The sequence below is a fragment of the Streptomyces sp. H51 genome (assembly GCF_035656535.1).
Lineage (GTDB): Bacteria > Actinomycetota > Actinomycetes > Streptomycetales > Streptomycetaceae > Streptomyces.
On sequence record NZ_JAYMHD010000079.1, the window covers coordinates 121,424 to 133,816 of the forward strand.

The 12,393-nt window shown below is 72.0% G+C and carries 10 protein-coding genes; 6 read left to right on the plus strand and 4 right to left on the minus strand.

The window, feature by feature from the left end; all coding sequences use genetic code 11:
- On the minus strand, nucleotides 1-321 hold a 321-nt coding region (locus tag VKA29_RS31155), incomplete at its 3' end, for a hypothetical protein (RefSeq protein WP_420718606.1).
- Between the two features lie 46 nt (nucleotides 322-367).
- Between VKA29_RS31155 and VKA29_RS31160 the strand changes: the two genes are divergently transcribed.
- Nucleotides 368-643, plus strand: a complete 276-nt coding sequence (locus VKA29_RS31160) for a hypothetical protein (RefSeq protein WP_324789354.1) — start codon at nucleotides 368-370, stop codon at nucleotides 641-643.
- A 175-nt stretch (nucleotides 644-818) separates the two neighbouring features.
- Here the strand turns inward: VKA29_RS31160 and VKA29_RS31165 are convergent, their stop codons facing one another.
- Entirely contained in the window at nucleotides 819-1,478 is a 660-nt protein-coding gene (locus VKA29_RS31165; protein ID WP_324789355.1) for a hypothetical protein, read from the minus strand.
- Nucleotides 1,479-1,928: 450 nt separating this feature from the next.
- Here VKA29_RS31165 and VKA29_RS31170 point away from each other — a divergent pair, with 450 nt between their 5' ends.
- Genes VKA29_RS31170 through VKA29_RS31180 form a run of 3 tightly spaced genes read left to right on the plus strand, consistent with a single transcriptional unit; the run spans nucleotide 1,929 to nucleotide 5,611 of the window.
- Entirely contained in the window at nucleotides 1,929-3,299 is a 1,371-nt protein-coding gene (locus VKA29_RS31170; RefSeq protein WP_324789380.1) for a flavin-containing monooxygenase, read from the plus strand.
- Between the two features lie 16 nt (nucleotides 3,300-3,315).
- The gene (locus VKA29_RS31175; RefSeq protein WP_324789356.1) at nucleotides 3,316-3,762 is read left to right on the plus strand and encodes an ester cyclase; all 447 of its coding nucleotides are present in this window, start codon (nucleotides 3,316-3,318) and stop codon (nucleotides 3,760-3,762) included.
- A complete protein-coding gene (locus tag VKA29_RS31180) occupies nucleotides 3,752-5,611 on the plus strand; it encodes a CocE/NonD family hydrolase (RefSeq protein ID WP_324789357.1) in 1,860 nt (619 codons plus the stop codon). The genes VKA29_RS31175 and VKA29_RS31180 overlap by 11 nt, the downstream gene beginning before the upstream one ends.
- A gap of 39 nt (nucleotides 5,612-5,650) precedes the next feature.
- Here the strand turns inward: VKA29_RS31180 and VKA29_RS31185 are convergent, their stop codons facing one another.
- Nucleotides 5,651-6,292 carry a TetR family transcriptional regulator gene (locus VKA29_RS31185; protein ID WP_324789381.1) on the minus strand — a complete coding sequence of 214 codons (642 nt, stop codon included), beginning with the start codon at nucleotides 6,290-6,292 and terminating at the stop codon, nucleotides 5,651-5,653.
- A gap of 33 nt (nucleotides 6,293-6,325) precedes the next feature.
- Between VKA29_RS31185 and VKA29_RS31190 the strand changes: the two genes are divergently transcribed.
- Nucleotides 6,326-7,933, plus strand: a complete 1,608-nt coding sequence (locus tag VKA29_RS31190) for an MFS transporter (RefSeq protein WP_324789358.1) — start codon at nucleotides 6,326-6,328, stop codon at nucleotides 7,931-7,933.
- Between the two features lie 334 nt (nucleotides 7,934-8,267).
- Here VKA29_RS31190 and VKA29_RS31195 read toward each other — a convergent pair whose 3' ends face one another.
- A complete protein-coding gene (locus VKA29_RS31195; protein WP_324789359.1) occupies nucleotides 8,268-10,592 on the minus strand; it encodes a chitinase C-terminal domain-containing protein in 2,325 nt (774 codons plus the stop codon).
- Nucleotides 10,593-11,413: 821 nt separating this feature from the next.
- Between VKA29_RS31195 and VKA29_RS31200 the strand changes: the two genes are divergently transcribed.
- Nucleotides 11,414-11,986 (plus strand): peptidoglycan-binding domain-containing protein, encoded by a 573-nt coding sequence (locus VKA29_RS31200; RefSeq protein ID WP_324789360.1) that lies wholly within the window; start codon nucleotides 11,414-11,416, stop codon nucleotides 11,984-11,986.
- The last annotated feature ends 407 nt before the right edge of the window (nucleotides 11,987-12,393 follow it).

The following is a 12,393-nucleotide window of genomic DNA, read 5'->3' on the forward strand; positions in this document are numbered from 1 at the left end:
ATGCTGATGGGGCAGCCGCTCAACGCGCAGGCGGCCGACCCGTTCCTGGCGGTGTACGACGCGAGCGGCCGGTGGCTCGCCCCCACCCCCGTAGAGGCGCCCGCGCGGGGCGGCATCCACCGGAGGAGGACCCGTGTTCCCGTCGACGATCCGCTCGTGCCCCGCCCGGCGCGTGATGCGTGCCGGGATCGCCGCGCTGGCCGCAGCAACCCTGGCAGGCACCCTGGGCGGCTGTTCGTCCGGCTCCGCCGGGTCGCCGTCTCCCGTTCCGCCGCCGTCTTCCGCGTCTTCCGCGTCGGCCGGGCCGTCCGGATCCGCCACCCAGCCGGTCGTCCTCGACGAACGGCAGCGCGGAAGGACGGTCCGGGTGACCGTCGGCACGCTCGTCGTGGTGCGCCTGCACAGCGCCTACTGGTCCACCCCCACCAGTTCGAACCCGCGGGTCCTCGCCCCCGCCGGCGGCGGAACCACAACCACCGGCACCTGTCCGCCCGGCCGCGGCTGTGGAATCTCCTCCGCCCGGTTCACCGTCCTCGGCCCCGGCACCGCCCACGTCACCGCCCGACGCGCTGCGTGCGGCGAGGCCATGCGATGCGCGCCGGGCCAAGGCCGCTACGACGTCACCGCGGCAGTCACGCGATAGCGCGGGCAACCACCGCGCGCCTGACCGTACCGCGACCACGGGAACCGTCTTCCGCCGGAGCGCAGCCACCTCGCAGGGGAGCCGTACCTCCAGCCCCGTACCGGGCCTCGCATCCCGGAGCGAGGGTTGCCGCCCATGCGCCTGCTGCACGCATGGGCGGCGGGCCCGGGGCGGGTCAGTTGGAAGGCAGTACCTTCCAGGAGCCGGTGCCGGTGCCGCGGTCGGTGTAGTGGCTGGTGACGACGTCGTACTTCGCGCCGGACTGGTTGGCGACGCCGTTGGTGTCGAGGAAGCCGCCGTCGGCGGACCGGTAGTCGTTGAGCAGGTGCACGATGTCGTCGGTGCGGATGTGGCCGTCGGCGGGCGAGGACGTCTTGCCGAAGATGTGCCACTTCGCGGTGCCGGGGCCGCGGTCCTTGGTCCTCGTGGCCGACACCTTGTACTTGGCGCCGCTCTTGGTGGAGACGCCGTTGGTGTCGAGGTAGGTGCCGCCGCCGTACTGGTTGATGAGGTAGATGACGTCGCCGCTGGTGACGCGGGTGCCGTTCGCCTTGCCGGTGGCGGAGACGACCTTCCACGCCGATGTCGCCGGGCCTCGGCTGTTCGGCGTCTGGTTGGTGTCGACGTTGTACGTGGCGCCGGGCTGGTCGGACACGCCGTTGGTGTCGAGGTAGCCGCCGTCACCCGCGTACTGGTTCTGCAGCAGGATGTTGCTGCCGTAGGTCAGGTCGGTGCCCGCGGCGCCGGCCGCCGGGGCGGAGAACGAGGTGGCGGCGGTGGCCAGGACTGCTGCCGTGGCGCCGACGGCCAGGCGCTGCTTGACGGTGCTGAACACGACTTCCCTTTCGTCACTGTGAGTATTCCAATGCACACGCTAAGTGATGACTGTGGGGACCGGAAGTCCCCCCGCGGGTGAACCGCTCCCGGACTGCCGGGGCTGCTCGCCGCGCGGCCGGCCGCCGCTCCGGACCATGCCCCGAGCGGCTGCACCTCTTCGGCCAGGAGGAGCAGCCCGGACGGTGGGACGGTGGGCGGCGTGCGCGCGGCTGCCGTAGCGGGTGGTGGCGCAGTCGGGCGTGCAGGGGGCGTGCGGTACGCGCCGAAGGGGCGCGCGCCCGGAGTTCCGGAAGGCGGCGGACGCTGCCCGGTGGGTGGGGTCCTGGCCCGGCCGGTCGGCGGGCGCGGCCAGTGCTGGGGCGGCCGGACGCAAGGCTGTCTTTAGCCAACTCCTGAACACTTTCCGTGCCAGTGGTGTTCGCGAGGGGGCGGTCGGGTGTCCGTGCGGGTGTGTGTCATCGGGGCCGGGGTCTGCGGGCTCGCGGCCGCGCAGGTCCTCAGCGAACGGGGTATCCCGTTCGACGTGTACGAGAAAGGCTCCGACATCGGGGGCCAGTGGCGTTTCTGCAACGACAGCGGCACCTCCGCCGTCTACGACTCCATCGAGCTGAACAGCTCGCGGGACATGAGCGGGTTCCCCAAGTTCCCGATGCCCGAGGACTATCCGCTCTTCCCCGGGCATCCGCAGATGCTCGACTACCTCAGCCGCTACACCGAGCACTTCGGCCTGCGCCCGTACATCCGCTTCCGGACCTCGGTGACCGGTGTGGTCAAGGACGCCGCCGGGTACCTGGTCACGCTGGACGACGGGCAGGTGCACCGCTACACCCACGTCCTGGTCGCCAACGGCTTCCACTGGGACCCGAAGTGGCCGAAGCCCGCGTACCAGGGCGAGTTCACCGGCACCCAACTGCACAGCAAGGACTACAAGAGCGCCGACGCGCTGCGTGGCCGGCGGGTGCTGGTCGTCGGATCCGGCAACACCGCCTGCGACCTCGCCACCGAACTGTCCGCCGTGGCCGACCGGGTGGTCTCCAGTGCGCGGCGCGGCTTCTGGATCACCCCCAAGCGCCTCTTCGGCAAGCCCGCCGACAAGGTCAACCTTCCCCTCGCCACGTTCGTGCCGCCCTTGGTGCAGAGCCTGGTGCTGACCGCGATGCTCTGGGTGACGCAGGGCAGGATCAGCCGGTACGGCCTGGCGGCCCCGGGTCACCTCGCACTGCGCACCCACCCCGCCACCTGCGAGGGGTACCTGCCGGCGGTCAAGGCCGGACGGATCGCGGTGCGGCCGGGCATCGAGCGCTTCGACGGCGGTAATCGGGTGCGGTTCACCGACGGCTCGGTCGAGGAGTTCGACGCGATCGTCTGGTGCACCGGTTTCACGTTCAGCTTCCCCTTCCTGCCCGAGGAACTGACTCCGGTGATGGTCGGTCCGATGCGGCTCTTCCGCCGGATCGTGATGCCGGACCACGAGGGGCTGTTCTTCCTCGGCTTCGCCAAGACGCTGAGCGCCATCACCCCCGTCGCCGAGGCGCAGGCCGAATGGACCGCCGATCTGATCGAGGGACGTACCCGGCTGCCCGGCCGGGAGGCGATGCTGGCCGAGATCGCCGCCGACGAGCGGCGGGTGCGCCGGCGCTACTCCGCGACGCCCCGGCTCACCGTCGAAGTGGACGTCTACCGCTACCTGCGCCAACTGCTGCGCGACCGCCGCCGCCACCTCGCCGCCGGCGGTCCGCTCCCCGTCCACCGCAACCACGACACCACCGGCGCCGTCCCCGGCCCCGTCCGCCGGCCGGGCCCGGTCGGATCCCGCTGAACACCCAGGAGTCTCCATGACGATCGACCCCGCCCCGGCCGAAGCGCACCGCATCTGGGAGAAGTGGATCGCCCTGTGGAACGGCGACCTCTCCCTCGGCGAGGAACTGCTCGCCGAGCGGCTCACCGTCCACTCGCCGAAGCTGTCGGACAGCATCGACCCGGGCCTGATCAGCGACCGCGACAGCGCCCTCGCCCTGATCGGCGGTGTCCAGGGCATCGCGGACCTGACCTACACCACCGAGGTGGGCCCGGTCGCCGAAGGGGCCTACGTCACCGGCGGCTGGCGGTTCGCCGGCACCTACCGCGGGGGGCTGCCCGAGGCCGCCGCCGCGCCCGGCACTCCGGTCACCAACCGGGGCATCGACATCCTGCGGATCCACCAGGGCCGGGTCGCCGAATGGTGGAGCGCCGCCGAGAACCTCCAACTGCTCGCCGCTCTGGGACTGCTCCGTGCGGGCTGAACGGCCGGGCGGCGCGTTCGCCGCGCGCCTGGCGAGCCGGCTGATGCGGCTGCCGTCGGCCGTCACCCGGGACGTCCGGGTCACCAGGGGCATACGGGTGCCGATGCGGGACGGCGTCGACCTGCTCGCCGACCACTACGCGCCGGCCGGCGGCGGCCGCCCGCCGACCCTGCTGGTGCGCAACCTGTACGGCTGGGACCTGCCCATCGGCCTGCTCTACGGCCGGCTGTACGCCGAGCGCGGATACCAGGTGCTGGTGCAGCGCTGCCGGGGAACCTTCGGCTCGGGCGGAACGCTCGACCCGTGGGTCCAGGAGGCCGCCGACGGCTGGGATACCGCCGCCTGGATGAGCAGACAGGACTGGTTCTCGGGCGGGTTCGCCACCGTCGGGGCCAGCTACCTGGGCTACGTGCAGTGGGCTCTGCTGGACGACCCGCCACCCCAACTGCGCGGCATGGTGGTCCAGATGGGGCCGCACGAGTACGCGCGGGTCGCCTGGCCGGGCGGCGCGTTCGCCCTGGACACGATGGCCGGCTGGGCGTCGATGCTCGGCCACCCGAAGCGCGGACCGGTCCGGGACACCGTGCGCCACCTGCGGGAGAAGCGGAGGCTGCGGCGGATCGGCTACCGGGAACTGCCGCTCGGCCCGGCGCTCGCGCGGGCGCTGGGCCGCGACGACCCGCACCTCGACGCCTGGCTGGCGCACGAGGCCGAAGACGATCCGTACTGGTCCGCCTCCGACCACAGCGCCGGGCTCGTACGGGGCGCCGGTGTTCCCGTGCTGCTGCAGGGCAACTGGTACGACCCCTTCCTGCCGCAGACGCTCCGGCAGTACGCGCTGCTGCGGGCCGGCGGCGCGGCGCCCCGGCTGACCATCGGACCGTGGACGCACACGGCGGTCGGCCGCTGGTGGCCGGCCTTCATGGCGGACTCCCTGGACTGGCTCGCCGGAGTCTTCCCCGAGCACCAGCCTGTCACCGGCCACGCACTCCGCCCGGGCCACGGGGCCCGCTCCGGCCACGGGGCCCGCCCGGGCCGCGGGGTCCTCTCCGGCCGCGGGGTCCTGCCCGGCCGAGAGCTCGTGCCCGGCCGAGGCCCCGTATCCGGATCCGGCCGCGGGGCCGGCGGCGGGACCGCGGAGCCGGACCCGGTGCGCCTCTTCCTGCTCGGCGCCGAGGAGTGGCGCGGCTTCGGCGACTGGCCGCCGCCGCAGGCGCTCTCCCGAAGCTGGTACCTGCATCCGGGCGGCCGCCTCGACCCCGCCCCGCCGCCGCCGAGCGGCCCCGACCGCTACCGCTACGAGCCGGCCGACCCCACCCCGGCCGTCGGCGGCGCGTGGACGGGCGCCGGTGCCGGGCCGCGGGACAACCGCGCGCTGGAGGCCCGTCCGGACGTACTGACCTTCACGACCGACCCGTTGGAGACAGACCTGGAGGCCGTCGGCGAGGTCTCGGCCGAGTTGTACGTACGCTCCGGCCTCGCGCACACCGACTTCTTCGCCCGGCTCTGCGACGTGCACCCGGACGGCCGGTCGGTGGACATCACCGACGGGCTGATCCGTGTGCGGCCCGGATCCTCGGCCGTCGGCCGGATCGATGCGGACGGAGTGCTCGCGCTCGCCCTCGACCTGGCACCGACCGCCTGCCGGTTCCGGGCCGGCCACCGCATCCGGCTCCAGGTCTCCAGCGGGGCCCACCCCCGGTTCGCCCGCAACCCCGGCAGCGGCGAGCCGACGGCTAGCGCCGTCCGTCTGTCGGCGGCGGACCAGGAGATCCACCACGACCCGCGGCGGCCCTCCGCGATCCGGCTCAGCGTGCTTCCACCCGGCAGCCGACCCCTCGGGCCGTAGGTCGGCAAGCGCCTGCCGCCAGGCGCGTCGAGTGCACGGTCAAGCAGTCCGGCCGCCGGCAGCCTCCCGATGCGTGGAGTACCGGCTCTGCGGCGCCGCTCTGAGGGCGAGGCGCAACGGGGGGCTGTAGATCCGGACTATTTCATCAGGCGCCATGGACGCGATCGGTTCGAGGCGGAGGACGTAGCGGGTCACGATCAGGCCGGCGATCTGGGCGCAGAACGCCGCGGCGCGTTTGCCGGCGTCCCTGCCGCCGATCCGGGCTGCGATCTTGTCGATCAGTTCCTTCTCCGCCATCTCCCTGACCAGGTCGGCGAAGGCCGCGTCGTGCGCGGCCCCTGCCACGAGGGCGCGCAGGGGCGCGCCGGTTTCGGCGTCTTCCCACAGCGAGAGCAGGTCGTGCAGGGCGCGTCGGGGGAAAGCGGCCAGGTCGCCCCGGGCGGCGCGGTCGAGGATGTCGGAGGGATTGACGATCAGGGCGAGTGCCGCGCTGAGCAGGCCCTTCTTCGAGCCGAAGTAGTAGCTGACCAGGGCGAGGTCCACGCCTGCCTCGGCGGCGATGGAGCGCAGGGTGACGGCCTGGTATCCGCCTTCCAGGAAGCGTCGGCGGGCGACGTCGAGGATCTGGGCGCGGGTATCGGGCTTTCCGGGCCTGCGCCCCCGGGAGCCGGAAGAATTCATCACTGTTGAGATTGTAGCGCCGTCCGGGTCAGCGTGTACGGGTTCGTCCCCGATCCGAAGGGCTTCTCCGTGCTCACCCCGTCACCGTCCGCCGTTCAGACTCCTGGCCGCCCCCTGCGCCAGGGCGTCGTGCTGTTCATCACCTGCCTCGCGCTGGCCACCGTGATGGCCGCGATGGCCTCACTGAACGTGGCTCTGCCCGACATCGCGCGCCAGACGCACGCGACCCAGACCCAGCAGTCGTGGATCGTCGACGCCTACAGCCTGGTCTTCGCTTCCCTGCTGCTGCCCGCCGGGGCGCTCGGTGACCGGTTCGGCAGGCGCCGGGCGCTGGTCGCCGGACTGATCGTCTTCGGGGCGGGGTCGGCTCTCGCGGAGTTCACCACCAGCCCGGATCAGCTGATCGCGCTGCGCGCGGTGCTGGGGGCGGGAGCCGCTCTGATCATGCCGGCGACCCTGTCCACCATCACGAGCAGCTTTCCCCGCGAGCAGCGGGCACGGGCGGTGAGCATCTGGTCGGCCGTTGCCGGGGCCAGTGGGGTGCTGGGCCTGCTGGCCTCGGGCACGTTGCTGGAGTGGTGGTCGTGGCAGTCGGTGTTCCGGTTCAATGTGCTGCTGGCCGTGGTCGCCCTGGTCGGCACGCTGGCTTTCGTGCCGGAGTCGGCCGATTCCCGCCCGGCGCCGCTGGATGCGGTCGGCGCGATCCTGGCGGCGGCCGGGATCGCGGCACTCGTCTACGCGGTGATCGAAGCCCCGGTCAACGGCTGGAGCGACCCCGTCACGCTCGGCGGCATCGCAGTCGGGCTGTCGGTCCTGGTGGGCTTCGTCCTCTTCGAGCTGCGCAGCCGGCACCCGTTGCTCGATCCGCGGCTGTTCACCGATCGCCGCTTCGCGGCCGGTTCGTTGTCGATCACGCTTCAGTTCTTCGCCTTGTTCGGGTTCATCTTCGTGGTGATGCAGTACCTGCAACTGGTCCGCGGCGACAGCGCGCTGATGGCCGCTCTCTCCCTGCTGGCGATGCCGATCGGGATGGTCCCCGCCTCCCGGCTCAGCCCCGGCCTCACCCAGCGGTTCGGCGACCGCGGTCCCTGGGTGGCCGGGCTGCTCGCGCTCGCCGCCGGTCTGGGCGTCCTGGCACACCTCGACGGCGGCAGCTCCTACTGGCACATCGCCGCCGGGCTGATCCCGCTCGGTGCCGGCCTGGGGCTGGCGATGCCCCCGGCCACCACCTCCATCACCAGCGCCGTTCCGCAGGGCCTGCAGAACGTCGGATCCGCCGTCAACGACCTGGCCCGTGAACTCGGCGGCGCGCTGGGCATCGCGGTGCTCGGCAGCATCCTGACCGCCGGGTACCGCGACAACCTCCACCTGACCGGGGTCGCGCCCCAGGCCGCCGAAGCGGCGAAGTCCTCACTGGCAGGCGCCGCCGCGGCCGGGCCGGAAGTCATGCACCAGGCCCAGGACGCGTTCGTCACCGGGCTGCGGGCCTCCTTGCACGGCGGCGCCGTCACCGCGGTCGTCACGGCCATCGCCGTAGGGGTGCTGCTGCGCCGACGCCGCACCGCGAGCAGCGGGACGCCGTGCCCCGCCCCTGCCGAACCGGTGCCGCACAGCGGACCGGAGCAGGCGGACGCGGCCTGACCGTACGCGGAGGGAACCCGACGACCCCAGCGGGCAGGAGTTCTCGTGACCTGCCGGCACGCAGCCCCGCGGACCACACTGACGTCGTGTCACCGGACCTCGTCCTCAGGCAGATGCCGTTGCCCGAGGCCCACGTCTCGACCGCAGGCCGGGCAGCGCGGACCGTGGCCGCACTGCCCGGCCTGCGGGCCACCCTCACGGTCCCGCCGGCGGTCACATCCGCCCCGCCGACGGGGCCGCTCCGGGCGGACCGGCCTCGGACTCACCGGTGTTTGGTGAGGCCCGGCGGCGGGCAAGGGCCGTCGTCACCGCCGCCGGGCCGCTCTGTGCGGGGTCAGCAGGCTCCCTGGTCCCGCCACGCTCCCCACTCGCCGGTGGTGCCGGGCTCCTCGCCCTGCGTCCACCACTGCGCCTTCCAGACGTGTCCCTTGTGCGAGACCACGCTGCCCCCGCCGTACGCGGTCGCGGCGGCCCACGCCGGGTCCGTGCAGGTGCCGGGCGGAGTCGTGGATGGGTCCGTCGGTGTCGGGCCGGTGCCCGGCTCGACGACGGTCGTCCCGCGCGCCAGGTCCGCGGCGAGGGCGTACTTCTTGCCGCCGATCGTCACTGTCCAGTTCGAGGGCGTCGACACCGGCAGGTAGTAGTTGAACGACAGGTCGACGGTGGCCCCGGGCGCCAGCGACTGCCATGCCGGCAGCTTCAGCGACACCCGGTGGAAGTCGCCCTTCAGACCGCCCACGTTGTTGCCCGTGTGGTCGCTGCTGATGACCTTGGTGCCGAAGCCGGACTGGTCCGAGGCATTGCCCGGAGCGGCGGTCGCGTAGTCGAACTGGAACTCCGTGCCGCCCGGCAGCGAGGTCTTCGTGCGGTTGGTGATCCGCAGCTTGGGAGTGATCGGGTAGTTGGAGTCCCCGAGCTTGAAGTCCGTGAACTCCACGTCCACGTCCACGGCCTCCGCCGGCAGGTCCGCGTTCGACTTCTTCGCGCCGTACGGCGTGGCCGACTTGAACTTGTCGTACATCAGGGTGGTGAGCGTGTCGCCCATCTCGTACTGGCCCTTGGCGGCGTTCCAGGCGTAGTCCCCGGCCAGCTCCCAGACCATCGTGCCGCCGATGCCGCGCTGCGCCACGTAGTCGGCCTTGGCGGCGACGGACTGCTCGTCCTCGGTGGAGAGGAAGACCTTCTTCTCGGCGTTCCACAGCCAGGGGGCGACCAGCGTCGGGTCGTACTTGCGGGCGTAGGCCCCGGTCAGCTTGGTGTCCGCCGGGAAACCGTAGTCGGTGACGTAGTCGCCGACGATCCCCTTCTCGAGGTTCTTCGCGTGCCACATGGGGTTGGAGCCCGCGGGGGACTCCTTGCCGTTGGTGTCGAGGTCGTGCCAGAGGTTGTCGATGCCGACGGCGCCGTCACCGCACTTGGTCAGGCCGGAGCCCGCCGGACAGGAGGACGCCGGAGCCCTGCCCCACAGACCGTCGGTGCCGCCCTGCACGTTCTTGTGGCCGCGGGTGTAGTACGGCAGGCCGATGTTGATCCGGCCGGCCGGCATGGAACCGCGGAAGTAGTGGTAGGCCCAGTCGGTGTTGAGGTAGCCGATGCCTCCGTACTGGGCGGTGCCGTAGACGTTCGCGGCGGCCAGCTCGGCGTCCTTGCCGTCGTCGAACAGGGAGGCGTTCGGGCCGACGTACTCGTTCCAGGCGCCGTGCAGGTCGTACGACATGATGTTGACGTAGTCCAGGTACTTCTGGACCTGGAAGGTCTCCATGCCGCGCAGCAGATAGCCGGAGGAGGGCGCCGCCACCGTCAGCAGGTAGTGCCTGCCGTCGGCCGCGCCCGCGCGGTCCAGCTTCTCGCGCAGCGTCTTCATCAGCGCCGCGTACCCCTTGACCAGCCCGGCCCGGCGGGCGTTGGCGATGGGCCAGTCGAGCGGGTTGCCGGCGTCCTTCATCGTCGTCGGGTACTCGTAGTCGATGTCGACGCCGTTGAACCCGTACGACCGGATGAAGCCGACCGCCGAGTCGGCGAAGGTCTCGATGCCGGCCTGGTTGACCGAGCCGTCGGCGTTGGTGGCCATCGAGTAGAAGCCGCCGGAGTCGACACGGTTTCCGCTGTCGTCGAAGTAGCCGCCGGTCTCGGCCCAACCGCCCACCGAGATCAGCGTCTTGACGTCCGGGTGCTGCTTCTTGAACTTGCTGAGCAGGTTGAAGTGGCCCTTGTAGGGCAGAGCCGGGTCCATCTCCGCGCCGGCCACGCCAGGCCACGTCATCCCCGTCGCCGGGTTGGTGGCGCCGTCCGTGCCGACGGAGATCTTGTTGCTCTTGTCGACGTGCGCGAACGCGTAGTTGACGTGGGTGACCTTGTCCCACGGGATGTCGGACGCGAGGTAGGCGGGCTTCCCGTCCTTGCCGGTGCGCCAGCCGGTGAAGTAGCCGATCACCCGGCGCTGGTGGTCGGCACCCATCTTCTCCCGCCCGGCCGAGTCGTAGACCGAGCAGTACGGAACGTCGACACCTGGTGTGCTGTACAGGCCGTCGGGACGGCAGGATTCCTGGCCGGCGGCGTGCGAGACGGTGGCGGGCAGGGCCGCGAACAGCATGCCCGCGACCGCGGCGGCGGAGGCGAGGAGTCCTGATCTCGCCCAGGAGCGTGAGGGGGATGGCACAGCGGGTTCCTCTCAACGGAAGTTGGCACGGACCTTAAAAGGACTAGACCAAAGCGTCAATAGGTATGGACCAATCTCGGTGCGGCCGAGAGTGAGCGGCTGTGGCCCCCGGTTTCCGCGGAGGCTCCGGGCGAGGCCGAGCGGAGGCTCGGCTTCCGCCTGCCCCGCTTCTTGCCGCGCTGCTCAGGGGGTTGCCGCCATCCCGTCGCGCGGCCGGGACCCGACTTGGGGCCGGGCGGCCGCCCGGGCGTCGATCGGCAAGGTCCTCGCGGGGTGCGGGGTTGCGCCTCTCAAGTCGCTTGACCCCCGCCAAGACTGTGGCGCCCGCGAAGCCGTCCCCGGCGCGCAGAAGACCCACCGGGAGCACTTCTGCGGCATTTCCTTCCAGTTGGCCCTTGAGATCGCGCAGACCGAGCGCGCCGCGCAGCCGGGGGTGAAAGTGCGGCCACCTGGAGCACCCGAAGCGCCGGTCGCGGCTACTCGGTGGCTTCGCCGATGCGGGCGGTTGGTCGGGCGAGGTCGGGCGGGCCCGGGGGCCCGCGCCGGGTTCAGCTGACGGCTTGCTGCTCAGCGCGGGTGCGGGTGCGGGTGCGGGCGCGGGTGGCGGCGAGGCCGCCGAAGGTGGGTCGGTCGACGCCGGGCGCTTCTCGTTCGGTCATGCCCTCCCGCTGCCCGGTCCTGCCGGCCCGCAGCCGTTGCGTCGAACCTGCTCGAATCGTGGCACGGAACGTCGCGGTGGCGGGCTTGATCAGTACAGGCTGGTGGCCCGCGGTTCGTCGGCCGTGACGGTTGCGGGAACGAGCCCAAAACAAGGAGGTTTCATGAATTTCCGTCCCAAGCGGATCAAACTGGCTGCCGGCACGATCGGCGCACTGGCCGCTGCCACCCTTGCCGTGAGCACCTCGCCGGCTGCCGCGAGCGGGACCTACAGCGGCCTTGACTACGTCTATGGTGCCGCAGGCTGGAGCGACGACTGGGACAACGAAGGCGTCGTGGACATCAACACGAATGCGTCCTCCAACGCTACCTGTCTGTGGCAGAAGGTGCTGTGGGCGGACGGCTACCTCTCGTCCAGCGCGGACATCGACGGCATCTTCGGAAGCCGGACCAAGACTGCGACCGCGAATTGGCAGTCGGACTCCGGCGTGGGGGTCGACGGCAGCGCCGGAAGGGACACCTGGAGCCTGGCCGCCATCGCCACGATCAGCTACGTGTCGGGGGGCGACGCGACTGCCGCGGACATGACGCTCAAGTACTCCGGCTGGAACGCCCGTACTCACACCTGGACAGGCCGAAACTTCACCATGAAGCGCGACGCCAGCGGGAACTACCACTTCATCGACGGTGACGGCGCTTGGCGGAAGGCCGGTTACAACTACCGGAGCTGCAGCTGACCTCGCCCACCCCGCACACCCGCCCAGTCCGTCGGACGGCCGGGGACGCGCCCCCGGTGTGCGCAGACCGACCGACCAGGAGCGGCAGAAGCCGCGGCGGATCCTGCCGCGGGTCGGCATGAGTTGCCTCGCCTGCCTGGTTCCTCGACGGGCGGGACACCCGGCCGCTCCCGGTCGGTCGCCCTTCGGTCAGGCGCGCGTCGTGACGGCTGTGATGAGACACGCCGTCGTGCCCGCCGGCGGCGGGCCGTGCGGCCGTGCGGGCAGTCGTGTTCCGGCAGCCCGGCAGCCCGGCAGCCCGGCAGCCCGGCAGGCCGGCAGCCCGGCGGCCCGGCGGCCCGGCGGCCCGGCGGCCCGGCGGCCCGCACGTCGCGCGCCATCGAGTCGGGCGGTGGGCGGACGCGGCC

Coding starts and splice junctions, on each gene's coding strand:
- VKA29_RS31175 (WP_324789356.1), top strand. CDS start 3,316: ATGACGATCGACCCCGCCCCGGCCGAAGCGCACCGCATCTGGGAGAAG.
- VKA29_RS31185 (WP_324789381.1), bottom strand. CDS start 6,292: ATGAATTCTTCCGGCTCCCGGGGGCGCAGGCCCGGAAAGCCCGATACC.
- VKA29_RS31200 (WP_324789360.1), top strand. CDS start 11,414: ATGAATTTCCGTCCCAAGCGGATCAAACTGGCTGCCGGCACGATCGGC.